At 70.8% G+C, this 22,865-nt stretch carries 21 protein-coding genes and 3 tRNA genes; 3 read left to right on the top strand and 21 right to left on the bottom strand.

Annotation, left to right across the window (positions count from 1 at the left end; genetic code table 11):
• Positions 1 to 64 precede the first annotated feature (64 nt).
• The 12 genes from rpoB to ACZ6Z8_RS37575 all read right to left on the bottom strand — a co-directional run bounded on the left by rpoB (position 65) and on the right by ACZ6Z8_RS37575 (position 12,686).
• The gene (gene rpoB / locus ACZ6Z8_RS37520) at positions 65 to 3,541 is read right to left on the bottom strand and encodes a DNA-directed RNA polymerase subunit beta (protein WP_396242211.1); all 3,477 of its coding nucleotides are present in this window, start codon (positions 3,539 to 3,541) and stop codon (positions 65 to 67) included.
• Between the two features lie 660 nt (positions 3,542 to 4,201).
• Complete coding sequence (gene rplL / locus ACZ6Z8_RS37525) at positions 4,202 to 4,585, bottom strand: 50S ribosomal protein L7/L12 (RefSeq protein WP_402812533.1); 384 nt, start codon at positions 4,583 to 4,585, stop codon at positions 4,202 to 4,204.
• Between the two features lie 90 nt (positions 4,586 to 4,675).
• Positions 4,676 to 5,239, bottom strand: a complete 564-nt coding sequence (gene rplJ, locus ACZ6Z8_RS37530; protein ID WP_030290437.1) for a 50S ribosomal protein L10 — start codon at positions 5,237 to 5,239, stop codon at positions 4,676 to 4,678.
• Between the two features lie 356 nt (positions 5,240 to 5,595).
• Positions 5,596 to 6,474: an SCO4651 family lipoprotein gene (locus ACZ6Z8_RS37535; protein WP_465614456.1), complete on the bottom strand. Its 879-nt coding sequence runs from the start codon at positions 6,472 to 6,474 to the stop codon at positions 5,596 to 5,598.
• A gap of 131 nt (positions 6,475 to 6,605) precedes the next feature.
• Positions 6,606 to 7,547 (bottom strand): SCO4651 family lipoprotein, encoded by a 942-nt coding sequence (locus ACZ6Z8_RS37540; protein WP_465614457.1) that lies wholly within the window; start codon positions 7,545 to 7,547, stop codon positions 6,606 to 6,608.
• Between the two features lie 107 nt (positions 7,548 to 7,654).
• A complete protein-coding gene (locus ACZ6Z8_RS37545) occupies positions 7,655 to 8,488 on the bottom strand; it encodes an SCO4651 family lipoprotein (protein WP_465614458.1) in 834 nt (277 codons plus the stop codon).
• Positions 8,489 to 8,591: 103 nt separating this feature from the next.
• Positions 8,592 to 9,377, bottom strand: coding sequence for a hypothetical protein (locus ACZ6Z8_RS37550; protein ID WP_465614459.1), 786 nt, complete (start codon positions 9,375 to 9,377; stop codon positions 8,592 to 8,594).
• Positions 9,378 to 9,619: 242 nt separating this feature from the next.
• Positions 9,620 to 10,342, bottom strand: coding sequence for a 50S ribosomal protein L1 (rplA, locus tag ACZ6Z8_RS37555; protein ID WP_030290441.1), 723 nt, complete (start codon positions 10,340 to 10,342; stop codon positions 9,620 to 9,622).
• A gap of 104 nt (positions 10,343 to 10,446) precedes the next feature.
• Complete coding sequence (rplK, locus tag ACZ6Z8_RS37560) at positions 10,447 to 10,881, bottom strand: 50S ribosomal protein L11 (protein ID WP_030290442.1); 435 nt, start codon at positions 10,879 to 10,881, stop codon at positions 10,447 to 10,449.
• A gap of 167 nt (positions 10,882 to 11,048) precedes the next feature.
• On the bottom strand, positions 11,049 to 11,930 hold the full coding sequence (gene nusG / locus ACZ6Z8_RS37565; protein ID WP_465614460.1) for a transcription termination/antitermination protein NusG: 882 nt from the start codon (positions 11,928 to 11,930) through the stop codon (positions 11,049 to 11,051).
• Between the two features lie 206 nt (positions 11,931 to 12,136).
• Entirely contained in the window at positions 12,137 to 12,463 is a 327-nt protein-coding gene (gene secE, locus ACZ6Z8_RS37570; protein ID WP_465614461.1) for a preprotein translocase subunit SecE, read from the bottom strand.
• A gap of 150 nt (positions 12,464 to 12,613) precedes the next feature.
• Positions 12,614 to 12,686: transfer RNA gene (locus ACZ6Z8_RS37575), tRNA-Trp, on the bottom strand.
• A gap of 286 nt (positions 12,687 to 12,972) precedes the next feature.
• Here ACZ6Z8_RS37575 and ACZ6Z8_RS37580 point away from each other — a divergent pair.
• Both ACZ6Z8_RS37580 and ACZ6Z8_RS37585 read left to right on the top strand, forming a co-directional pair.
• Positions 12,973 to 14,220, top strand: coding sequence for a pyridoxal phosphate-dependent aminotransferase (locus tag ACZ6Z8_RS37580; protein WP_465614462.1), 1,248 nt, complete (start codon positions 12,973 to 12,975; stop codon positions 14,218 to 14,220).
• 109 nt (positions 14,221 to 14,329) lie between these two features.
• Entirely contained in the window at positions 14,330 to 15,376 is a 1,047-nt protein-coding gene (locus ACZ6Z8_RS37585) for an adenosine deaminase (RefSeq protein WP_465614463.1), read from the top strand.
• Here the strand turns inward: ACZ6Z8_RS37585 and ACZ6Z8_RS37590 are convergent.
• The 8 genes from ACZ6Z8_RS37590 to ACZ6Z8_RS37625 all read right to left on the bottom strand — a co-directional run bounded on the left by ACZ6Z8_RS37590 (position 15,366) and on the right by ACZ6Z8_RS37625 (position 20,255).
• The gene (locus tag ACZ6Z8_RS37590) at positions 15,366 to 16,409 is read right to left on the bottom strand and encodes a UDP-N-acetylmuramate dehydrogenase (protein WP_402812507.1); all 1,044 of its coding nucleotides are present in this window, start codon (positions 16,407 to 16,409) and stop codon (positions 15,366 to 15,368) included. The genes ACZ6Z8_RS37585 and ACZ6Z8_RS37590 overlap by 11 nt on opposite strands.
• Before the next feature lie 64 nt (positions 16,410 to 16,473).
• Positions 16,474 to 18,021, bottom strand: a complete 1,548-nt coding sequence (locus tag ACZ6Z8_RS37595) for an MFS transporter (protein WP_465614464.1) — start codon at positions 18,019 to 18,021, stop codon at positions 16,474 to 16,476.
• A gap of 93 nt (positions 18,022 to 18,114) precedes the next feature.
• Complete coding sequence (locus ACZ6Z8_RS37600) at positions 18,115 to 18,651, bottom strand: TetR/AcrR family transcriptional regulator (RefSeq protein WP_465614468.1); 537 nt, start codon at positions 18,649 to 18,651, stop codon at positions 18,115 to 18,117.
• 149 nt (positions 18,652 to 18,800) lie between these two features.
• Complete coding sequence (locus ACZ6Z8_RS37605) at positions 18,801 to 19,223, bottom strand: MaoC family dehydratase (protein ID WP_465614465.1); 423 nt, start codon at positions 19,221 to 19,223, stop codon at positions 18,801 to 18,803.
• 5 nt (positions 19,224 to 19,228) lie between these two features.
• Complete coding sequence (locus tag ACZ6Z8_RS37610; RefSeq protein WP_402812500.1) at positions 19,229 to 19,687, bottom strand: FAS1-like dehydratase domain-containing protein; 459 nt, start codon at positions 19,685 to 19,687, stop codon at positions 19,229 to 19,231.
• Between the two features lie 131 nt (positions 19,688 to 19,818).
• Positions 19,819 to 19,983, bottom strand: coding sequence for a 50S ribosomal protein L33 (gene rpmG / locus ACZ6Z8_RS37615; RefSeq protein WP_006604855.1), 165 nt, complete (start codon positions 19,981 to 19,983; stop codon positions 19,819 to 19,821).
• An 83-nt stretch (positions 19,984 to 20,066) separates the two neighbouring features.
• Positions 20,067 to 20,139: transfer RNA gene (locus tag ACZ6Z8_RS37620), tRNA-Met, on the bottom strand.
• A 43-nt stretch (positions 20,140 to 20,182) separates the two neighbouring features.
• A tRNA-Thr gene (locus ACZ6Z8_RS37625) sits at positions 20,183 to 20,255 on the bottom strand.
• 227 nt (positions 20,256 to 20,482) lie between these two features.
• On the opposite strand from ACZ6Z8_RS37625, the gene ACZ6Z8_RS37630 reads away from it, so the two are divergent.
• Entirely contained in the window at positions 20,483 to 21,751 is a 1,269-nt protein-coding gene (locus ACZ6Z8_RS37630; RefSeq protein WP_465614466.1) for an amidohydrolase family protein, read from the top strand.
• 275 nt (positions 21,752 to 22,026) lie between these two features.
• Here the strand turns inward: ACZ6Z8_RS37630 and ACZ6Z8_RS37635 are convergent, their stop codons facing one another.
• Positions 22,027 to 22,701, bottom strand: coding sequence for a response regulator (locus ACZ6Z8_RS37635; RefSeq protein ID WP_465614467.1), 675 nt, complete (start codon positions 22,699 to 22,701; stop codon positions 22,027 to 22,029).
• Between the last annotated feature and the right edge of the window lie 164 nt (positions 22,702 to 22,865).

Raw genomic sequence — 22,865 nt, forward strand, 5'->3', positions numbered from 1 at the left:
GGGGCCTGGGGGCGGGCCGGCTGCGCACTCCGCTTGATCCGGAAGCGAGCCGGCCCGACCTCCGTCAGACCTCTTCGACGCTGCTCGGCTCGCGCCGGGACAGGTCGATGCCGAGCTCCTCGGCGGCGCGGAAGACGTCCTCGTCGGAGTCCCGCATCTCGATGGACTGGCCGTCCGAGGACAGCACCTCCACGTTGAGGCAGAGCGACTGCATTTCCTTGATGAGGACCTTGAAGGACTCGGGAATGCCGGGCTCGGGGATGTTCTCGCCCTTGACGATGGCCTCGTAGACCTTCACGCGGCCGAGGACGTCGTCGGACTTGATGGTGAGCAGCTCCTGCAGCGCGTACGCGGCGCCGTACGCTTCGAGGGCCCACACCTCCATCTCACCGAAGCGCTGACCACCGAACTGCGCCTTACCACCGAGCGGCTGCTGGGTGATCATCGAGTACGGACCGGTCGAACGGGCGTGCAGCTTGTCGTCGACCAGGTGGTGCAGCTTCAGGATGTACATGTAGCCGACCGAGACCGGCATCGGGAACGGCTCGCCGGAGCGGCCGTCGAACAGGCGGGCCTTGCCGGTGGAGTTCACCAGGCGCTCACCGTCACGGGTGAGGGTGGTGTTGTCCAGCAGGCCGGTGATCTCGTCCTCGCGGGCGCCGTCGAAGACCGGGGTGGCGAGGTTGGTGCCGCCCTGGACGGTGTCGGCGCCGATCGCCTGCAGGCGCTGGGCCCACTCGTCGGCGAGACCGGAGACGTCCCAGCCCTGCTTGGCGAGCCACCCGAGGTGGATCTCCAGGACCTGTCCCGGGTTCATTCGGGACGGGACACCCAGCGGGTTGAGGATGATGTCGACCGGGGTGCCGTCCTCCAGGAAGGGCATGTCCTCGACCGGGAGGATCTTGGAGATGACACCCTTGTTGCCGTGGCGGCCGGCGAGCTTGTCACCGTTGGTGATCTTGCGCTTCTGGGCCACGTAGACGCGGACCAGCTGGTTCACACCCGGGGGAAGCTCGTCGCCCTCCTCGCGGTCGAACACGCGGACGCCGATGACCTTGCCGGACTCACCGTGCGGGACCTTCAGCGAGGTGTCGCGGACCTCACGGGCCTTCTCACCGAAGATCGCGCGGAGCAGGCGCTCCTCGGGGGTCAGCTCGGTCTCACCCTTCGGGGTGACCTTGCCGACGAGGATGTCACCGGTGACGACGTCGGCGCCGATCCGGATGATGCCGCGCTCGTCGAGGTCGGCGAGGACCTCCTCGGAGACGTTCGGGATGTCCCGGGTGATCTCCTCGGGGCCGAGCTTGGTGTCACGGGCGTCGACCTCGTGCTCCTCGATGTGGATCGAGGAGAGGACGTCGTCCTGCACGAGGCGCTGCGACAGGATGATCGCGTCCTCGTAGTTGTGACCCTCCCACGACATGAACGCCACGAGCAGGTTCTTGCCGAGGGCCATCTCGCCCTCGTCGGTGCACGGGCCGTCGGCCAGCACCTGGTTGACCTCGACCCGGGCGCCCTCGTCCACGAGCACCTTCTGGTTGAAGGCGGTGCCCTGGTTGGAGCGGGTGAACTTGGCGGCGCGGTACGTGGTGTACGTGCCGTCGTCGTTGGCCACGGTGACGTAGTCGGCCGAGACCTCCTGCACCACACCGGCCTTCTCGGCGGTGATGACGTCGGCGGCGTCGACGGCGCAGCGGTACTCCATGCCGGTGCCGACCAGCGGGGCCTCGCTCTTCAGCAGCGGCACCGCCTGGCGCATCATGTTGGAGCCCATGAGCGCGCGGTTGGCGTCGTCGTGCTCAAGGAACGGGATCATGGCGGTCGCGACCGACACCATCTGGCGCGGCGAGACGTCCATGTAGTCGATCTCGGTGCCGGGGATGTAGTCGATCTCGCCACCACGGCGGCGGACCAGGACGCGCGGCTCGGCGAAGTGCAGGTCCGCGGTCAGCGGGGCGTTCGCCTGGGCGATGACGTAGCGGTCCTCCTCGTCGGCGGTGAGGTAGTCCACCTTCTCGGTGACGACACCGTCGACGACCTTGCGGTACGGGGTCTCGATGAAGCCGAAGGCGTTGACCCGGCCGTACGAGGCCAGCGACCCGATCAGACCGATGTTCGGGCCTTCCGGGGTCTCGATCGGACACATGCGGCCGTAGTGCGAGGGGTGCACGTCACGGACCTCGAAGCCGGCGCGCTCACGGGAGAGACCACCGGGACCGAGGGCGGACAGACGGCGCTTGTGGGTCAGGCCCGACAGCGGGTTCGTCTGGTCCATGAACTGCGACAGCTGGCTGGTGCCGAAGAACTCCTTGATGGAGGCGACGACCGGCCGGATGTTGATCAGGGTCTGCGGCGTGATCGCCTCGACGTCCTGGGTGGTCATGCGCTCGCGCACGACGCGCTCCATGCGGGCGAGACCCGTACGGACCTGGTTCTGGATGAGCTCGCCGACGTTGCGCAGGCGGCGGTTGCCGAAGTGGTCGATGTCGTCGACCTCGACCACGATGTCGCGGCCGGTCTCGTCACGCCACTCGGTCTCGCCCGCGTGCAGCTTCACCAGGTACTTGATCGCACCGATGATGTCGGGCTCGGTGAGCACGCCGGAGTCCAGCGACTCGGCGTTGCCCAGCTTGCGGTTGAGCTTGTAACGACCGACCTTGGCCAGGTCGTAGCGCTTCGGGTTGAAGTACAGGTTCTCCAGAAGCGTCTGCGCGGCCTCGCGCGTCGGCGGCTCGCCCGGACGCAGCTTGCGGTAGATGTCCAGCAGCGCGTCGTCCTGGCCCTGGGTGTGGTCCTTCTCCAGGGTGTTGCGCATCGACTCGTACTCGCCGAACTCTTCGAGAATCATCTCGTTGGTCCAGCCGAGAGCCTTCAGCAGCACGGTGACGGACTGCTTGCGCTTGCGGTCGATGCGGACGCCGACCATGTCGCGCTTGTCGATCTCCATCTCCAGCCAGGCACCACGCGAGGGGATGACCTTGCAGGAGTAGATGTCCTTGTCGGACACCTTGTCCAGGGTGGAGTCGAAGTACACACCCGGGGAGCGGACCAGCTGCGACACGACGACACGCTCGGTGCCGTTGATCACGAACGTGCCCTTGTGGGTCATGAGCGGGAAGTCGCCCATGAAGACCGTCTGAGACTTGATCTCACCGGTCTCGTTGTTGGTGAACTCGGCCGTGACGAAGAGCGGAGCCGCGTACGTGAAGTCGCGGTCCTTGCACTCGTCAATGGAGTTCTTCGGCGGCTCGAAACGGTGGTCGCGGAAGGTCAGGGACATCGACCCGCTGAAGTCCTCGATCGGCGAGATCTCCTCGAAGATCTCCTCCAGACCGGACTTGGTGGGGACGTCCTGACCGGACTCCAGCGCCTGCTCGACCCGGGTCTTCCAGGCCGCGTTGCCGAGCAGCCAGTCAAAGCTCTCGGTCTGCAGGGCCAGGAGGTTCGGGACCTCAAGGGGCTCCTTGATCTTCGCGAAGGAGACGCGGAGCGGGGCGGTGGATGCGGCGGAATTGTTCGAGGCGTTGCGCGGCGCGGCCAAGAGGGGGGTCCTTCCGAGGGCTCGGAGCTCACTACGCGCGTACCAGCCGGGCCTGCTTGGGCTTGGACCCGCCTTCCTCGCCACTGGCCTCCGCCGGGGTGAAATCCCAGGTCAGAGTCGCTTTGCGGAGGCGGTGCCAGACCCCTTCAGGGCAACGCAAACTCCGGGCGACGAGTCACGGAGCAGCTAACAGGCAGCGCAAAGGGACAGTGTAGCCAAAGGCCACACTGCTGTCCAGCTCTGATTCGGAAACCGAATCGGAGACTCCTCCCGGTAGCCGGGGGCGCGGACGCCCACCGGGTACTGCTCTAACTCACGTGGAGTCATTTCCCGCCCGAGCCACTGGTTATGCATCCAGCGGCGAACCAACCGGGCGGACTCGCGCCTTGAGAATCGCGCGCCCCGCCAGGTTCGTCAAGGGCCCGCCGGCGGCGCGGACCTCGACCCGTCTATCGGCCCGAAGCCCTCCGGCGTTACAGAAGCCGTGGTCGGGACCACTGTCGACGATGGTGATCACCATACTCCTCGACGCCGACAGTGCCGAGTGCGCGATCGGCCACACCGGTGGTTCCCGGACCGCTCCGGGAACGCAAAAGACCGGGCCGACCACCCGCAAGGGTGATCGGCCCGGCCTCAGGCCCCCTCAGAGGGGGCGAGAAGTCACTTGACGGTGACCTTGGCGCCGGCACCCTCAAGGGCGGCCTTGGCCTTCTCGGCAACGTCCTTGGCAACCTTCTCCAGGACCTTGGCACCAGCGGTGTCAACGAGGTCCTTGGCCTCCTTCAGGCCGAGGGAGGTCAGGGTGCGCACCTCCTTGATGACCTGGATCTTCTTGTCACCGGCGGACTCGAGGATGACGTCGAACTCGTCCTGCTCCTCGACGGCCTCGGCCGGGGCACCGGGGACACCGGCGGCGGCAACGGCGACCGGGGCGGCGGCGGTGACGTCGAACTTCTCCTCGAAGGCCTTCACGAAGGCAGCGAGCTCGATGAGGGTGAGCTCCTCGAACTGCGCGAGCAGCTCGTCCTGGGACAGCTTCGCCATGATTGGCGTCCTTCCACTAAATCGGCAGGTGGTGCCGGATGTACGGGTTGGCGGGCGTACGGGCCCGCAGCGAGGCGTGAGCCTGCCGAATTACTCGGCGGCCTCGTCCTCGGCGGCGGGAGCCGGCGTACCGGCACCGCCCTGCTCGACCTTGTCGCGCAGCGCGTCCACAGTGCGGACGAGCTTCGACGGCAGGGCCTGGAAGAGCGCGGCAGCCTGGGACTGCTTGGCCTTCAGGGCACCCGCCAGCTTGGCGAGCAGCACCTCGCGGGACTCAAGGTCCGCGAGCTTCTTGATCTCATCGGCGGACAGCGCCTTGCCGTCAAGGACACCGCCCTTGATGATGAGAGCGGGGTTCTCCTTGGCGAAGTCACGCAGAGCCTTCGCCGACTCCACCGGGTCACCGGTGACGAAGGCAACAGCCGTCGGACCGTTGAACAGGTCGTCGAGCTCGGAGATCCCGGCCTCGTTGGCCGCGATCTTGGTCAGCGTGTTCTTCACCACGGCGTACTCGGCGTTGTCGCCGAGCGAGCGACGCAGGGTCTTGACCTGCTTCACCGAGAGACCGCGGTACTCGGTGAGCAGCGCCGCGGAGGAGCCACGGAACTTGTCCGTGATCTCGGCGACGGCAGCAGCCTTGTCGGGCCTGGCCATAGGCTTACGCCTCCTTCCGTGATGTCGAAGTCCGGCCGACCGCGAAAGTCGACCATTCACGCCTCGAACCGACCGGACGGAAGGAAAGCCCTTGCGAAATGCAATGAGCCCCGGTGCGCAGGCGCACGGGGCTCTCAGCGACCTCAACGGACGAAGCGCGAACGCGTCACCCGGAGGTCGAAGCTCCAGACACACCTGCGCGGGCTGTCTGCGACGAAGCGCAGATCCTTCGGCCGCCTGCTCCCTGACGGGCGCGGCGACAACCAGCGGTCTTTGGCTTCCGCAACAGTAACCGGAGCCGTCCGCACGACGCAAATCGCCCTCGGACGGGTGAACCCGGGCGGGCCGGGAGCGGCTCAGCGGGCCAGCGGGGAGACCGTCCGGACCCCGGTGTCCACGGTGTCCGTCTCGGCCGGGGCCTGGGCCGAGAGCAGCGGGCCGGCGGGGTCGGAGTAGACGACCGAGTCGTCCGCCCGGCCGCTGTCGCCGTTGCCGGTGCGCTGGAGCCGGACCAGCTGGTCCTTGTCGTTCAGCCAGAGGTCCAGGGTGAGCGAGATCGAGCCGCCCGGGGCCAGCGCGGCCCGCAGGTTGTCCCGTCGGGCCTGGGGCAGCCCGGTCTGAGCCGCCGCGTACTTCTCGGCGGTGGTGGTCACCCGGTAGTGCTCGACGGTCGAGTCCTCGTACTTCTCCTCGCCGACGAAGGTGCCCTCCACCCCGTCCGCGGTGGCCGCGGTCAGCGCCTCGACCGGGTTCAGCAGGTCGATCAGCCCCGCGTACGGGATCTCCTTGTGTCCGTCCGGGTCGGCCGGGACGGTGAAGCGCTCCCAGTGCCTGCCGCCGTTCCTGGCCGCCGTCGCGGCGTCGCCGCCCTGGTAGGCGACGGTGTCCACGACGATCAGCTGCTCGGCCTCCGCCGGGGTGGAGCGCTTGATCTGCAGCGCCGTCTTGGGCGCCCAGAACAGCGGACCGGAACCGGCGTCCGCGCCCAGCCGGTAGCTGACCTTGGCCCGGCGGGCGGTCTGCATGGCCAGCTCGGCGGAGAGCAGCACTCCGTGCGGCGAGCGGTCGGTCGGCTTGGCCGGACCGGTCGGGGTGGCGGTGATCGGGGAGGCGCTGCTCGTGCTCGACCCGGCGGACGGCGTGGCGGGCGCCACGTCGCCCCCGCTGCAGCCGGTCAGTCCGCTCGCGAGCACGGCGACGACGGCCAGTGCCGCCAGCCGTTGCCGTCCCGGCATCGTCCGTTCCTCTCTCACCGGGCCACCTTGCCATCCGGACCCGGATCCGCCGGTGGCGGCCCCCTGGCCGGACCCCACCCGCCCCGGCCCGTCCACCGGTCGGACGAGTCGGGGCCGGGACGGGGACCGGGTCAGCTGTCGGTGCCGGCGGCGTTCCTGCCGAGCTTCGCCAGCTCGGTGATCTCGATCGTGTCGGACCGGTCCGGCGCGGTCGTGTTGACCGCGGTGCCGTAGTCCGAGTAGGTGACGGTGACCTTCATCGCGCCGGCCTTGGTGTCGGCCTGCTCGGTCCGCTTCACCACGAGCTGGTCGGCGTCCACCCAGACGTCGATGGTCTCGCTGGTGATGCCCATGGCGGCCAGCGACTTCTTCAGCTGGTCGACCTGCTCGGGGGTCAGGCCGCCGTTGGCCTTCGCCATGTTGGCCACGTTCAGCACACCGGTGTAGTGGGTGGCCGGCTTGCCGTTCACCGTCTCCTGCCCGACCTCGCTCACGGCGCCGGAGGCGATCAGGGTCCGCACGCCCTCCACGGGGTCGGCCTTCTTGAACTGGTCGGCGGTGCCCGCGCCGGCCGCGGCGCCGCCCTGCATCTTGGCGACGTCGTCGAAGCCGATGTGCACCCAGTGCCGCCCGTCGGACGCGTTCAGGGCGTCGCCGCCGAGCTTCATGTACATGCCGTCCGGAACGAACCGGTAGACGAACGCCGTGCCGCCCATGCTCTGGGTCATCTTGTCGGCGTTCGGCGTGCCGGACAGGTCCATCGTCATGTCGCCCTGGAGACCGCCGCCCCAGCCCATGGCACCGTCGGCCTTCATGGTGATGCTGCCGATGGTGATGTCCTCGGTGACCTTGGCGGACTTGGCCGCGCCGGTCTTCTTGGTGACCTGCTCCAGGAAGACCGCCGGGCTCACCTTGGCCGGCGGGGCCGCCTGGGTGGTCGCGGCGGCGGCCGTGGTCGGCGCGGCCGGGGCGGCGTTCTTGCCGGCGGAGTCGTTGTTGTCGTTGCAGGCGGTCGCGGTCAGCGCCAGCGCGCCGAGGACGACGGCGACGGCGGCCTTGCGGGTTCCAGCCATGGTGTTCCCCCCTTGAGAACTCCCCGGGCGCACGGTGCGCCCGGGGCGGTAGCCGGTGGTCGCTGCGGACGGTTCCGGCGCAGCGCCGGTTCGGGTGTCGGGCCGGGTCAGCCGAACAGCTTGAGGAGGTCGGCCTGGGAGCCGAGGTCACCGGCGGCGGGCGCCTCGACCTTGCCGCCCTTGCCCAGGTCGGAGTACTTGACGGTGACGGCCTTCGCCTGGCCGTTGGTGTCGCCGTACTCCTGGTACTTGACGAGCTCCTGCTTGTCGTTCAGCCAGAAGTCGATGGTGAGGGTCTTGCCGTCCTCCTCCAGCGTCTTCTGGACGGACTGGCGCTGCTCCGGGGTGAGCGTGGTCATCCCGGCCACCAGAGTGGCGGTCTCCTCGACCGCCCGCAGGTGGGTGGTCTGGACGCCGTCCACGCTCTCCTGGCCGACCTTGGTCAGCTTGCCGCTCGCGGCCGCGATGGTGAGCTGGGCGACCGGGTTGGTCATCTGGCCCATCACCATGAAGGCGCCGCCCATCTCCTCCGTGGAGGGCACCTTGACCCAGTGCTTCCCCTGCAGGGCCGCGGCGTCGTCGCTGCCGACGTAGGCGTCGGCCCCGATCACCCGGATCTTGAGCTTCTTGCCGTCCATGTCGCTGGACACGTCCAGGGCGACCTTGCCCGGGTCCTTCCAGTCGACGGTGCCCGAGCCGCCCGGGCTGGTCGGGTCCGGGGAGGTCATGGCGACCTTGCCGCTGCCGGCCTTCTGCATCACCAGGGCGGCGGCGGTGAGGGCGGCCTTCGGGTCCGCGGTCAGCCCGGCGGGGACCGACCCGGCGTCCTTGGTGTCAGCGGCCGCCTTGTTGTCGCTGCCGCCCTTGCTCCCGCAGGCGGTGGCGCCGGCCAGCAGGACGGCGGCGGTCGCGACGGTGGCGGCGAGACGCACGGCGCGCATGGAAGTACCCCCGTAAGTTCTTCGGAAGAGCTGATCCTCAGCTCCTTCTCCTGCGGACTCTAACGGATCGCCCGGACGGACCAGCACCGGATATCCCCTCCGCTCATCCGGCCGCCGGGGCCGGCGTCGGGTCCCCCGGTCCGGGGGCTGAGACGTCCGTGGTGGTCACCGTGGTTCCGGCGCTCCCCTGCGCCGTCTCCCGCAGTTTCAGCAGCCGCGGGCCGGGTCCGACCCAGACGTCGTAGCCGATCTGCGCGACCCCGCGCTGCCGGTACCAGTCGACCACCGCGGCCAGCCGCTGGGGGCTCAACTCCCCGTCCGCACCGAAGTAGTCGGCCACCGGGGCGGTGCCCTGGTAGTGGGCGGCGGTCACCCCGGCCAGCTGCTCGCCGCCGAGCGAGCCGAGCCGGTCCGTCCGGGCCATCGCGTACGCCCGGCTGCCCGGGCCGGTGACCAGTGTGCTCATCCAGCCGCCCGCGTAGCCGCCGGGGTCGATCCCGGCCTTGGGGTCGAGCGACTCCGCGGTGGCGCGGTCCGCGTGCTTGGGCGCGACGGCCTGGTAGACGAGGTCGATGGCGCCGTCGTGGAGGGTCAGCCGCCCCGTGCCCAGTTCGTCGGTGACGGCCAGTGCGGCCTCGTCGCGGTCCCCCCAGACCAGCGTGCCGCCCGCGGTGCGCCGGCCGTCCGGGCCCTCCCGCACCACGTCGATCCGGGCGCCGCCGGTGTCGTCCAGCGCCTGGGCGGCCGCGAGCACCACCTGCCTGGGCGGCACCGGCGCCGGCTCACCGGGGACCCGGCTGCCGGGGGCGGCCAGCATGCTGCAGCCGGTGGCGGTCCCGAGCAGCAGCAGGGCCGCCGCGAGCGCGGTGGGGCGAAGGGCGGGCGGCACGGCACACTCCGGCGGTCACAGGTTCTCCACATGAACTGACCGGCAGAGCGTACGACGACTCGGTCAACCGTTCCCATCCGCCCGTGTCCCGATCCCGCAACCGTTTCCCGCGGCCGTCCGCACCGCCGGGGCCGGACGAGGTCGGACGGAGCCGGACGGGCCGGGAACGAACGACGGCGGGCCCGCACCCCCGGTGAAGGGGGTACGGGCCCGCCGTACGGACTGCTCTGGAGCGCTGGGGCTCAGACCGCGGCCGGGTCCTCCTCGACGAGGAGGTTGCGGGTGCGGTTCGGGTCCACCTGGATGCCGGGGCCCATGGTGGTCGAGAACGCGGTCTTCTTGATGTAGCGGCCCTTGGCGGCGGACGGCTTGGCGCGGAGCACCTCGTCCAGCGCGGCGGCGTAGTTCTCGACCAGCTGCTCGTCGGTGAAGGAGGCCTTACCGATGATGAAGTGCAGGTTCGAGTGCTTGTCGACGCGGAACTCGATCTTGCCGCCCTTGATGTCGTTGACAGCCTTGGCGACGTCCGGGGTCACGGTGCCGGTCTTCGGGTTCGGCATCAGACCACGGGGACCGAGCACGCGGCCCAGGCGGCCGACCTTGCCCATGAGGTCCGGGGTGGCGACGACGGCGTCGAAGTCCAGCTTGCCCTTCGCGACCTCGTCGATCAGCTCGTCGGCACCGACGATGTCGGCACCCGCAGCACGCGCGGCCTCGGCACGCTCGCCGGTCGCGAAGACCAGGACCCGAGCGGTCTTACCGGTGCCGTGCGGGAGGATCACGGTGCTGCGGACCATCTGGTCGGCCTTGCGCGGGTCGACGCCCAGACGCATGGCGACCTCAACGGTGCCGTCGAACTTGGTGGTGCTGGTCGCCTTGGCGAGGCGGACGGCCTCAAGCGGGGCGTAAAGGCGCTCGCGGTCGACCTTGGCGTCCGCGGCCTTCAGAGCCTTGCTGCGCTTCACTGCTGCTCCTGAATGGTGATGGGAGTTGTGGTGATCAACGGGCCTGCGCAGGCCCTACCACGGGGGACGGCTGAGCCGTTCTGTCCCTGACGGGACGGGGGTGATCAGCCCTCGACGGTGATGCCCATCGACCGGGCGGTGCCGGCGATGATCTTCTCCGCCGCGTCCAGGTCGTTGGCGTTCAGGTCGGGCATCTTGGTGGTGGCGATCTCGCGGACCTGGGCGCTGGTGAGCTTGGCGACCTTGGTCTTGTGCGGCTCGCTGGAGCCCTTGTCGACACCGGCGGCCTTCAGGATGAGGCGCGCGGCCGGCGGCGTCTTCGTGATGAAGGTGAAGGAACGGTCCTCGTAGACCGTGATCTCCACCGGCACGATCATGCCGCGCTGCGACTCGGTCGCAGCGTTGTAGGCCTTGCAGAACTCCATGATGTTGACGCCGTGCTGACCCAGCGCGGGGCCGACCGGCGGCGCCGGGTTGGCCGCACCGGCGTTGATCTGGAGCTTGATAAGCCCCGTGACCTTCTTCTTCTTGGGAGGCATGTCTCTCCGGGTCCTTCCGAGAGGTGATTGCTGGTGCGTGCGGAACCGGGGCGACACCCGGTCGCCAGCACACACATCGGACCAGGCTAACGCGTCGGCGCCGCTGGACCAAAACGGATTCGGGGCGGGGGCCCTCGGCCCCCGCCCCGGATCCGAAGACCGTGGGACTAGTTCTTCTGGATCTGGTCGAAGGAGAGCTCGACCGGGGTCTCCCGGCCGAAGATCTCGACCAGGCCCTTGACCTTCTTCGAGTCGGGGTTGATCTCGTTGATGGTCGCCTGGAGGGTCGCGAACGGGCCGTCGGTGACGGTGACCGAGTCGCCGACCTCGAAGTCCAGCACCTGGATCTCGGTCGGCTTGACCGGGGAGGGCTTGCCGGCCTCCTTGGCGGCCTGGCGCTCGACGTCCGGGGCGAGCATCTTGACGACCTCGTCCAGGGTCAGCGGGTACGGGTCGTAGGCGTTGCCGACGAAGCCGGTGACACCGGGGGTGTTGCGCACGACGCCCCAGGACTCCGGGGTGAGGTCCATGCGCACCAGGACGTAGCCGGGGAGCTTGTTCTGGCGGATGGTCTTGCGGTCGCCGTTCTTGATCTGGACGACCTCTTCCTGCGGCACCTCGGCCTGGAAGATGTACTCCTCGACGTTCAGCGAGACGGCACGCTGCTCCAGGTTCTGCTTCACCCGGTTCTCGTAGCCGGCGTAGGTGTGGATCACGTACCACTCGCCCGGCATGAAGCGCAGGTCCTCGCGGAACTTGGCGACCGGGTCGACCTCGACCTCGGCCTCGGCCTCGGCGGACTCCTCGGCCTCCTCGGCCTCGTCGGCGGCGAGCTCCTGGTCGTCCTCCACGTGCAGCGCGGACTCCTCGGCGGCCTCGCCGGCCTCGGCCTCGTCGTACGCCTCGACCTCGTCCTCGTCGCTGTCCGCGGCGTCGACGATCTGCTCGGCGGACTCGGCGTCGTCAGCCAGCTCGGCCGCGTCCAGCTCGGCGGCGACATCCGCCTCGCGGACGGTCTCGTCGGCGTCGTACAGGGGGGACTCAGACACGGTGGCTGCTTCTTTCCTGGAGATGGTGAAGGTGGCGCGCTCCGAAACCGGACCGGCGCGCGGCCGCTCGCGCGGGCGCCAGGAGAGGTCTCGGAGACTTCAACAGTACCGAGTCCACGGTACGCGCGCGTACGTCCGCCGCCGACAGCTCGACCCGGACCGATGAATCGGCCCGGGTCGGGAGGTGGTTCGGAGGTGGGGCTCGATCAGCCGAAGACCAACAGGCTCAGCTTGGCGAAGCCGTAGTCGAGGCCGTAGACGAAGCCCATCACGACCACGACGAAGGTCACCACGACGGCGGTGTAGTTGGTGAGCTCGCTCCTGGTGGGCCAGACGACCTTGCGCAGCTCGGCGATGATCTGGCGGTAGAAGAGGCCCATCCGCGCGAAGAGGCCCTTCTTGGCCCGCTTGCCGGACTTCTTCTGCTTGCCGGACTTCTTGTCGCCCTCGACAGCAGCGTTCTCGGCAGCGCCGTCGGTCCCCTCGGGGTTGCCGCTCTCAGGCGTTGCGGTGGAGCCCGTGGTCTCCGTCACTCGTCCTCACCTGAATCCGGGTCCGGCCGAACATCGCCTGCGTACCCGTTTCAGGCACGAGCGGTCGGCTTAAGCGGTGCTGATCGGTGCCCTCTCCGCATCAAGCCCGCTCGCTCTGTGGAGCGAACGGGCTGAGTACGGATCAAGCAGCAGGGCAAGAGGGACTCGAACCCCCAACCGCCGGTTTTGGAGACCGGTGCTCTACCAATTGAGCTATTGCCCTACGGAACCTCTCGGCCCCTGGTGGCGACCAACCTACCGCATCTCCCCCCGCCGTCTGTACAGGCGGTGAAAGCTCCGGTCTTTTTCGGCGGGCCGTCGAGGAGCGAGTGTACGTGGTCGGAGGCTGTTTGGTCGAACCTCTTCTTCCGGGGCCGCCGCCCGCCCGGCGGATGTCCGGCCGGGCGCGGCGGTCACCGGCGGATCGTCGGGGGTCGCGATGCGGACGGAGCCGTACGGATGGTGAAACGGCGATGACCGGTCCGTCCCGGTTCTGCGACGATGCAGGCATGAGCGCTTCCACCCCGCAGCCCGACCCTTCCATCCGCCCCGCCGACCGCCGGGTCTCCGCCCGGATCGGCGCGATCGCCGAGTCCGCGACCCTCGCCGTGGACGCCAAGGCCAAGGCCCTCAAGGCGGCCGGCCGTCCGGTGATCGGCTTCGGTGCCGGCGAGCCCGACTTCCCCACGCCGGACTACATCGTCGAGGCGGCCGTCGAGGCCTGCCGCGACCCGAAGAACCACCGTTACACCCCGGCGGGTGGCCTGCCCGAGCTGAAGGCCGCGATCGCCGCCAAGACGCTGCGCGACTCGGGCTACGAGGTGGACGCCTCCCAGGTGCTGGTGACCAACGGCGGCAAGCAGGCGATCTACGAGGCCTTCGCCGCGATCCTGGACCCGGGCGACGAGGTCATCATCCCGGCCCCGTACTGGACCACCTACCCGGAGTCGGTCCAGCTGGCCGGCGGCGTCCCGGTGGAGGTCGTGTCCGACGAGACCACCGGCTACAAGGTCTCGGTCGAGCAGCTGGAGGCCGCCCGCACCGAGAACACCAAGGTGGTGCTCTTCGTCTCGCCGTCCAACCCGACCGGCGCGGTGTACACCGAGGCCGAGGCCGAGGAGATCGGCCGCTGGGCGCTGGAGCACGGCCTCTGGGTGCTCACCGACGAGATCTACGAGCACCTGGTCTACGGCGACGCGAGCTTCACCTCGCTGCCGGCCCTGCTGCCCGAGCTCGCCGACAAGTGCATCGTGGTCAACGGCGTCGCCAAGACCTACGCGATGACCGGCTGGCGGGTGGGCTGGGTGATCGGCCCCAAGGACGTGATCAAGGCCGCGACCAACCTCCAGTCGCACGCCACCTCGAACGTCTCCAACGTGGCGCAGCGCGCCGCGCTGGCCGCCGTCGCGGGCGACCTGGACGCGGTGGCCGAGATGCGCGAGGCCTTCGACCGCCGTCGCAGGACCATCGTGCGGATGCTCAACGAGATCGAGGGCGTCCTGTGCCCCGAGCCCGAGGGCGCGTTCTACGCGTACCCGTCGGTCAAGGGCCTGCTGGGCAAGGAGATCCGCGGCCGTCGCCCGCAGACCTCCGGCGAGCTGGCCGCGCTGATCCTGGACGAGGCCGAGGTCGCGGTCGTCCCGGGCGAGGCCTTCGGCACCCCCGGCTACCTGCGGCTCTCCTACGCGCTCGGTGACGCCGACCTGGTCGAGGGCGTCAGCCGGATCCAGAAGCTGCTCGGCGAGGCCCGCGACTGACGTCAACCCGACGTTCGGGATTCACCCGGCACACCGCCCTCTTTCACCCCTTCGGGGGACGGAAAGAGGGCGGTTCCCGTTTGGGGGCCGCATACGGCAGTATCGGAAAATGGAACGCCTGTTGAACCCGCGAGACGTCAGGGGCCTCCCGAAGGCCCACCTGCACCTGCACTTCACCGGCTCGATGCGGCCCGCCACCCTGCTGGAGCTGGCCGACAAGCACGGCGTCCGGCTGCCGGAGGCCCTCAGCTCCGGCGAGCCGCCCAAACTGCGGGCCACGGACGAACGCGGCTGGTTCCGCTTCCAGCGCCTGTACGACACCGCCCGCTCGGTGCTCCGCGACGAGTCGGACATCCGCCGGCTGGTCCTGGAGACCGCGGAGGACGAGCGGCGGGACGGCTCCCGCTGGCTGGAGATCCAGGTCGACCCGACCTCCTACGCGCCCCGGCTGGGCGGACTGATCCCCGCGCTGGAACTGATCCTGGACGCGGTGGAGCACGCCGCCGCGGCCACCGGGGTGGGCATCCGGGTGCTGGTCGCGGCCAACCGGATGAAGTCCCCGATGGACGCCCGGACGCTGGCCCGGCTGGCCGTCCGCTACGCCGACCACGGCGTGGTCGGCTTCGGCCTCTCCAACGACGAGCGCCGCGGCCTGGCCCGGGACTTCGACCGGGCCTTCGAGATCGCCCGCAAGGGCGGCCTGCTGGCCGCCCCGCACGGCGGCGAGCTGGCCGGCCCGGAGTCCGTCCGGGACTGCCTGGACGACCTCGGGGCGGGCCGGATCGGCCACGGCGTCCGGGCCGCCGAGGACCCGCGGCTGATGGCCCGGCTGGCGGACCGCCAGATCACCTGCGAGGTCTGCCCCGCCTCCAACGTCTCGCTCGGCGTCTACGAGCAGCCCGAGGAGGTGCCGCTGCGCCGGCTGTTCGACGCCGGCGTGCCGCTGGCGCTCGGCGCGGACGACCCGCTGCTGTTCGGCAGCCGGCTCGCCGCCCAGTACGACCTGGCCCGGGACGCCCTGGGCTTCAGCGACGCCGAACTCGCCGAGCTGGCACGGCAGTCGGTGCGCGGCTCGTGCGCGCCGGAGGACGTCCGCAAGGAACTGCTGGCGGACATCGACGCCTGGCTGGTGGACGGGCACGCCCCTACAGCTTGACGCCCACCATCACCGGCTCGTTCACCAGCTCCACCCCGAAGGCCTCGCGGACCCCGTCCCGGATCTCCCGGGCCAGGGCCAGCAGGTCCTCGGCGGTGGCCGAGCCGCGGTTGGTGAGCGCCAGGGTGTGCTTGGTGGAGAGCGTCGCCGGGCCGTCGCCGTAGCCCTTGCCGAATCCCGCCCGGTCGATCAGCCAGGCCGCCGAGGTCTTGGTGCACCCCTCCGGGGCCGGGTAGGCGGGGGCGTTCTCGGTGCCCGGGCGGGTGCGGAAGGACTCGTACTGCGCCGCCGTGAGCACCGGGTTGGTGAAGAAGGAGCCGGCCGACCAGGTGTCGTGGTCCGCCGGGTCCAGCACCATCCCCTTGCCGGCCCGCAGTCCCAGCACCGCCTCGTACGCCTCGACCAGCGGCACCGGCTCGCCCTGCTCGACACCGAAGTGCCTGGCCACCTCGGCGTACTTGACCGGGGTGGAGAGCCCGGCGCGGTCCGCCAGGGCGAAGCGCACCCGCAGCACCACGTAGCGGTCCGGCTCGGCCTTGAAGCGGCTGTGCCGGTAGGAGAACGCGCACTCGGCGTTCGTGAGGGTGACCACCTCGCCGGCCGCGCGGTCGTACGCGACCACCTCGGTGACGGTCTGGGCCACCTCCTGGCCGTACGCGCCGACGTTCTGCACCGGCGTCGCACCGGCCGAGCCGGGGATGCCGGCCAGGAACTCGATCCCGGCCAGGCCGTGCTCGCGCACCGCGCGGGTGACCGCCTCCGACCACACCTCGCCGGCCGCCAGCTCCAGCACCGTGCCGTCCAGGGCGAAGCCGGTGGTGGCGATCCGCAGCACGGTGCCGGGGAAGCCGGCGTCGCCGATCACCAGGTTGGAGCCGCCGCCGAGGACCAGCAGGGGCTCGCCCGCCGCGTCCGCCTCGCGGACGGCGGCGATCACCTCGTCATCGGTGTGGGCGGTCACCAGGCGGCGGGCCGGGCCGCCGAGCCGCAGCGTGGTCAGCGGGGCGAGGGGGGCGTCGTTTTCTACCAGCACGCCCACCAGCGTAAGGGGACGGGGGGCGGCCGCCCGGCCGCCCCCGGTGGACCGCCCCCGGCACTCAGGCCTTCGAGGCCTCGGCCGGGACGGGCTGCCCCTCCCCGACCGCCGCGGACCGCTCGATCACCGCGGCCTGCTCGGTCACCGCGGCCTGCTCGGCCTGCCCGGCGGGGACGGCCCCGGACGCCTTCGTCCGGCGCGGCAGCACCAGCGCGCAGACCGCACCCGCCAGCACCAGAGCAGCGCCGACGTACAGCGCGGGCACCATCGCGTGGACGAAGGTCCCCGCCGAACCGTCGCCGCCGCGCGCCGAGAACACCGCCGACAGCACGGCCACCCCGAGCGCGCCGCCGACCTCGCGCAGCGCGTTGTTGGCACCGGAGGCGATGCCCTGCTCCTCGGGCCGGACGCTGTCCATCACCATGGCGGCGGTCGGCGCGAAGTACATCGCCATCCCGACGCCGCACATCACCACGGCGGGCACCACCGGGGAGTACTCGTAGTGCCCGAGCCCGTCGTTGATCGCCGCGTACAGCGCCAGGCCGACGCCCTGGAGCGTCAGTCCGAGGAGCACGATCGGACGGCCGCCGAAGCGGTCCGCCAGGATGCCGGCGACCGGCGCGACGACCAGCCCCACCCCGGTCCACGGGAGCATCCGGATGCCGGCCTCCTGCGGGGTGTAGCCGCCCACGGTCTGGAGGTGCTGGCTGATCAGGAAGATCGACCCGAACATCCCGAGGAACATCAGCAGGCCGGAGGCGTTGACGGCGGCGAAGGTCCGGTTGCGGAACAGCCGCATCGGCAGCATCGGGTGCCTGGCGCCGCGCTGCTCGTACCGCACGAAGGCGATCAGCAGCACCAGGCCGCCGGCCAGCGCGGCCAGCACCAGCGGGCTGGTCCAGCCGTCCGGGTTGCCGCGGATCAGGCCGAGCACGACGCCGAACAGGCCGAGGCTCACCAGCACCGTGCCGACCGCGTCCAGGGCCGGGCTGGCTCCGTGGCTCTCCCGCAGCCGCAGGGCGGCCAGCGGCACCAGGGCGACGCCGACCGGGACGTTCACCCAGAAGATCCACTGCCAGGAGAAGTGCTCGGTCAGGGCACCGCCGATCAGCGGGCCGGCCGCGATGGCGAGGCCGTTGACCCCGGCCCAGATGCCGAAGGCCATCCCGCGCTTGACCGCCGGTATCGCGGCGGTCAGCAGGGTGAGGGTGAGCGGCATCGACACCGCCGCGCCGACGCCCTGGAGGGCGCGGGCGGCGATCAGCGCGCCGATGCCGGGCGAGAGCGCGGCCGCGGCGGAGCCGGCGGTGAAGAGGCTGAGGCCGACCAGGAACATCCGGCGGCGGCCGAAGCGGTCGCCGAGCGCCGCGCCGAACATCAGCAGCACGGCGAAGGACAGGGTGTAGGCGCTGACCGTCCACTCCAGGTCGGACAGTCCGCCGCCGAGTTCCTCCCGGATGGACGGCAGCGCGGTGGTGACGACCAGGTTGTCCAGGGCCGCCATGAAGCCGGCGAGGCTGGTGATCACCAGGGTCCAGACTCCGGTGCGTCCGAGGCCCGGTTTCTCGGTCGCGAGCTCCGTCGCGTTCTTCGTCGTGATCTCCGTCATGACTCCACTTCCCCCAGAGTTTCCCAGATAGTTATTGATCACTAACTTTCGAGCGCCGAAAAAAGGGCCGCACGGACCCCACCGCGCGACCCGCTACTCCTCGCGCTCGCCGAAGCCGTCCCAGATCCGGTGCTCCCGGGGGAAGCCCAGCGCCACCAGGGTGTTGATCAGCATCCCGTACGCGAAGAACTCCGTGGTGCCCTGCACGTCACCGCCGACCCGCTCCCGGACCCGCTCGAACAGCTCCCCCCACAGCTGCCGGGCCATCGCCCCGATCTCGTCCTCGCCGGCCATCCGGGAGGCGAACACCGAGACGTAGAGCTGCATCTGCATCATGAGCTGCTCGCGGTCCTCGACCAGGCCCATGTACGCCTCGGACATCGCCGCGGCGGCCTCCTCCCCGGTCAGCCCGACGGACGCCTCGTCGAAGACCCGCCAGGTCTCCTCGATGCAGCGCTCGGCGGCGGCCGTGAAGATCGCCTGCTTGCCCGGGAACAGCCGGAACAGGTACGGCTGCGAGACACCCACCCGGCGGGCGATCGCCTCGGTGGACGTGCCCCGGTAGCCGTGCCTGGCGAACTCGATCACCGCGGCCCGGACCACGCTCTCGCGCCGCTCCTCCGCACTCATCCGCATGCTCGTCTTCGCCACGGGAACCAAGTTAGTGACCAATCACTAGCCCTGCAAGCCCGAAAAAACCGCCCCGGAGCCCGTCGAACGGGCCCGGGGCGGCTGACCTCGGAGAACGGCCCCGGGAAGGGGCCGAGGAGTTCGAGGCCTCAGGCGAGCCGGACGACCGCCTTGGCCATCCCGAGCACCTTCTGCCCGCCGGAGGTGGCCAGCAGGTCGATCTGCACCTTGCGGTCGTCCAGCTTCTTGGCGACCTTGGCCGAGACCTCGATCACCGCGCCGACGCCGTCGTTGGGCACCGGCACCGGCCGGGTGAAGCGGACGCCGTACTCGACCACCGCGGCCGGGTCGCCGACCCAGTCGGTGACCACCCGGATCGCCTCGGCCATGGTGAACATGCCGTGCGCGATGACGTCCGGCAGGCCGACCTCCAGCGCGAACTTCTCGTTCCAGTGGATCGGGTTGAAGTCGCCGGAGGCGCCCGCGTAGCGCACCAGTGTGGCGCGGGTCACCGGGAAGGACTGCGCCGGCAGCTGGGTGCCGACCTCGACCTCGTCGTAGTTGATCGCCATCGCGCTCACTCCCCCGCCTCGTCGGCGGCCCGGGCCACCAGCGTCATGATCGCCGTCACCACGTGCTCACCGGTCTCGTCCGCCACCTCGCCACGTACGGTGAGCACGTCGTTGCCCGCCAGCGACTTGATGTTGTCGATGGTGACCGCGACCGTCAGCCGGTCGCCGGCCCGCACCGGGCGGGTGTACCGGAACTTCTGGTCACCGTGCACCACCCGGCTGTAGTCGAGGCCCAGCTCCGGGTCCTCGACGACCTGGCCGGCCGCCTGGAAGGCGATCGCGAACGGGAAGGTCGGCGGGGCGATCACGTCCTGGTGGCCCAGCGCCTTCGCGGCCTCCGCGTCGGTGTACGCCGGATTGGCGTCGCCGATCGCGATCGCGAACTCGCGGATCTTCTCCCGGCCGACCTCATAAGGATCGGTGGGCGGGTAACTACGCCCGATGAAGGACGGGTCGAGCGCCATGGCAGCTCCTCGGAACGCGGGTGGAAACGCGGACGGGTACGAAAAAAGACCCCGGGCCGCACCCCCTGTTGAGGGATACGGCCCGGAGTCGAAGACCTGAATTCACACAGGCCCGGCGCCCTGCGACAGGGTCAGCGGGTCTCGCGGTGCGCGGTGTGCGAGTTGCAGCGAGGGCAGTGCTTCTTCATCTCAAGACGGTCCGGGTCGTTACGCCGGTTCTTCTTGGTGATGTAGTTCCGCTCCTTGCACTCCACGCAGGCCAGCGTGATCTTCGGGCGGACGTCGGTGGCAGCCACGGGAGTGCCTTCCTTGGACAACGAATAAGAACACAACAAGAGTAGCCGACCGGGAGTGCGATCTCCCGACCGACTACGCGGGGTAGCGGTGACCGGACTTGAACCGGTGACACAGCGATTATGAGCCGCTTGCTCTACCAACTGAGCTACACCGCCACAGTGATCAGCAGCACAGCCGAAGCTGACTGCCTTTCACCAGAGCCCCCATGCGGAATCGAACCGCAGACCTTCTCCTTACCATGGAGACGCTCTACCGACTGAGCTATAGGGGCGAACGAGGAAGAGATTACACGTTCCGCGCCCAGAGGTGAAATCCGTATCCCGGGGCGAAGACCGCAGGTCGGCGAGGTGCACGGACGACCGATCCAAGGCCGGTCGTTCGATCGCCCCCCGAGCCGCGCGCCCCGAGCCGATACGACTATTGCCCGCCTCCCGGCGGCCCGCCCCCGTGCGCCATAGGCTCGACGCTCATTGGCCGGGGCACGAGAAGGAGCCGTCGATGGACAGCGCAGCCGCCGACGGGCCGCACTCCGGGCCCGGCCCGGCGGCCAACCCGCTCGGACACGGCCCGGTCCTGCTCCTCACCGGGGCCCGGCTGGCCGACGGGCGGGTGGTGGACGTCCGGATCAGCGGAGACCGCATCCAGGCGGTCGGCACCGCCGGCAGCCTCGGCCCGCTGCCCGCCCTGCCCGGCGCCCCCACCGTCACCACCGGCGCCCGGATCGACCTCCGGGGCTACCTGCTGCTCCCGGCCCCCGCCGAGGCGCACGCCCACTACGACACCGCCTTCTCCGCCGCCCTGCCCACCCCGCCGCCGGACACCCCCGCCGACCTCACCCGCCGGATCACCGAGGCCGCGCTCACCTCGCTCGGCTACGGCGCCACCGCCCAGCGCACCCACGTACGGATCGGCGACGTGCACGGGCTGGGCCGGCTGGAGGCGGTGCTCACCGCCCGCCAGGCCCTGCGGGGGCTGGCCGAGCTCCAGGCGGTGGCGATGCCCCGGCTGCTCACCGGCCGGGCCGGCGCGGACGGGCGCGCCCAGCTGCGCGAGGCCCTCAAGCTGGGCGCGACGGCGGCCGGCGGCTGCCCGGAGCTGGACCCGGACCCGGCCGGGTACGTGCAGCTGCTGCTGGAGGCCGCCCGGGAGGCGGACTGCCCGGTGGACCTCCACACCACCGCCGCGGACGCGGCCCAACTCGCCCGACTGGCGAGCGCATTGGCGCCGCTGCGACCGCGGGTGACGCTCGGCCCGTGCGGGGCGCTGGCCCGCGGCGCGTCCACCGTGCTGGCGACCAGCGGGGTGCGGGTGGTCTGGCTGCCGCAGAACGGCGGCTGCACCGGACTGGAGGGCCGGCCGTCCGGCCTGCGTCCGGGCCTGGTGGGGGAGTTGACCGCGGCCCGGGTGCCGCTGGCGGCGGGCAGTGGCGCCCTGCGGGACCAGTCCAACCCGGTCGGCCGGGCCGACCCGCTGGAGTCCGCCTATCTGCTGGCGGCGGGCGGGGAGTTGGAGCCCGAGGCGGCGTACGACGCGGTGGCGAACCAGGCCCGGGCGGCGCTCGGGCTCCCTCCCGTCCGGGTGGACGCCGGATTCCCGGCGGAGCTGCTGGCGGTGCGCGGGGACAGCCTCGCCGGGGCGCTCGCGGGCGGGCACAGCCGGCTGGTGGTGCACAGCGGCCGGGTGGTCAGCCGGACCAGCGCGGTCCGGGAGTTCGCGGACACGGTGGCGCTGGCGCTGCCCCGGCAGTGCGGCGGCACGGACTGCTGAGGCAGCACGGGCCGCTGAGCGTGCGGGCCGAAGGGGCGCAGGCCAGAGGGGCGCAGGCCAGAGGGGCGCGCGCCTTGCGTCGCGCGCCCCTCCCCCACCTGCTGGCCGTCCTCGGGGACGGCGGCCGGAGCGGTCCCGGGCTTCCCCCACACGGAGCGGGAACCGCTCGTTCCGGCACCGACCCTACGACCGCGGACCACCGCGGCCGACCGGCCTTGACGCTCTCCTGTCGCTCGACGAACCACTCCTGACGGTTCGTTGACACACCACGGGCGCTACGGCACGTACCGGTACCCGATCCCCGGCTCGGTGATCAGGTGGCGCGGGCAGGCCGGGTCGCGCTCCAGCTTGCGGCGCAGCCCCGCCAGGTAGACCCGCAGGTAGTTGCCGCGCGCCTCCTGGGCCGGCCCCCACACCTCGCGCAGGATCTGCCGCCCGGGCACCAGCCGGCCGGGGTTGGCGAGCAGCAGGCCGAGGATCCGCCACTCGGTCGGGGTGAGCCGTACCGGGCCGCCCGGGCCGAGCACCGTGGTGGCCGCGAGGTCGACGGTGTGGTCGCCGATCACCGGCCGTTCCGGCGGGACCCCGCCCAGCGGCCGGCGCAGCACCGCCCGTAGCCGGGCCAGCAGTTCCTCCATCACGAACGGCTTGGTGAGGTAGTCGTCGGCGCCCGCGTCGAGGGCGCCGATCTTGTCGGCGGCGTCGGAGCGGCCGGACAGCACGATGATCGGCATCGGGCTGCGGGTGCGCAGTCCGCGCAGCACCTCCATGCCGTCGAGGTCGGGCAGGCCGAGGTCGAGCAGGACGGCGTCCGGGGCGGAGTGCGCGGCCCGGTCGAGCGCCTCCCCGCCGCTGGCGGCGGTGCGGACGGCGTACCGGCGGGCGCTGAGGTTGATCCGCAGGGTGCGCAGGATGGCCGGTTCGTCGTCGACGATCAGGATCTCGCTCATCGCGGTGGCTCCTCCACGGTGACGGAGTGCTCGGAGGCGAAGGGTTCGGCGGCGGCGTGCCCGGCGGCCGCGGGCAGGGTGAGCAGCATGGTGGTGCCGCCGCCGGGGGTGTCCTCGACCTCCAGGCTGCCGCCCATGGCCTCGGCGAGGCCGCGGGAGAGGGC

Source organism: Kitasatospora sp. NPDC101108 (genome assembly GCF_055584725.1).

Bases quoted from the DNA above. Each gene is read 5' to 3' on its own strand.
- ACZ6Z8_RS37635 (WP_465614467.1), bottom strand. From the start codon at position 22,701: ATGAGCGAGATCCTGATCGTCGACGACGAACCGGCCATCCTGCGCACC.
- ACZ6Z8_RS37535 (WP_465614456.1), bottom strand. From the start codon at position 6,474: ATGCCGGGACGGCAACGGCTGGCGGCACTGGCCGTCGTCGCCGTGCTC.
- ACZ6Z8_RS37630 (WP_465614466.1), top strand. From the start codon at position 20,483: ATGGACAGCGCAGCCGCCGACGGGCCGCACTCCGGGCCCGGCCCGGCG.
- ACZ6Z8_RS37595 (WP_465614464.1), bottom strand. From the start codon at position 18,021: ATGACGGAGATCACGACGAAGAACGCGACGGAGCTCGCGACCGAGAAA.
- rplK (WP_030290442.1), bottom strand. From the start codon at position 10,881: ATGCCTCCCAAGAAGAAGAAGGTCACGGGGCTTATCAAGCTCCAGATC.
- rplJ (WP_030290437.1), bottom strand. From the start codon at position 5,239: ATGGCCAGGCCCGACAAGGCTGCTGCCGTCGCCGAGATCACGGACAAG.
- ACZ6Z8_RS37610 (WP_402812500.1), bottom strand. From the start codon at position 19,687: ATGGCGCTCGACCCGTCCTTCATCGGGCGTAGTTACCCGCCCACCGAT.
- ACZ6Z8_RS37585 (WP_465614463.1), top strand. From the start codon at position 14,330: ATGGAACGCCTGTTGAACCCGCGAGACGTCAGGGGCCTCCCGAAGGCC.
- ACZ6Z8_RS37545 (WP_465614458.1), bottom strand. From the start codon at position 8,488: ATGCGCGCCGTGCGTCTCGCCGCCACCGTCGCGACCGCCGCCGTCCTG.
- ACZ6Z8_RS37605 (WP_465614465.1), bottom strand. From the start codon at position 19,223: ATGGCGATCAACTACGACGAGGTCGAGGTCGGCACCCAGCTGCCGGCG.
- ACZ6Z8_RS37580 (WP_465614462.1), top strand. From the start codon at position 12,973: ATGAGCGCTTCCACCCCGCAGCCCGACCCTTCCATCCGCCCCGCCGAC.
- ACZ6Z8_RS37540 (WP_465614457.1), bottom strand. From the start codon at position 7,547: ATGGCTGGAACCCGCAAGGCCGCCGTCGCCGTCGTCCTCGGCGCGCTG.
- rplL (WP_402812533.1), bottom strand. From the start codon at position 4,585: ATGGCGAAGCTGTCCCAGGACGAGCTGCTCGCGCAGTTCGAGGAGCTC.
- ACZ6Z8_RS37600 (WP_465614468.1), bottom strand. From the start codon at position 18,651: ATGAGTGCGGAGGAGCGGCGCGAGAGCGTGGTCCGGGCCGCGGTGATC.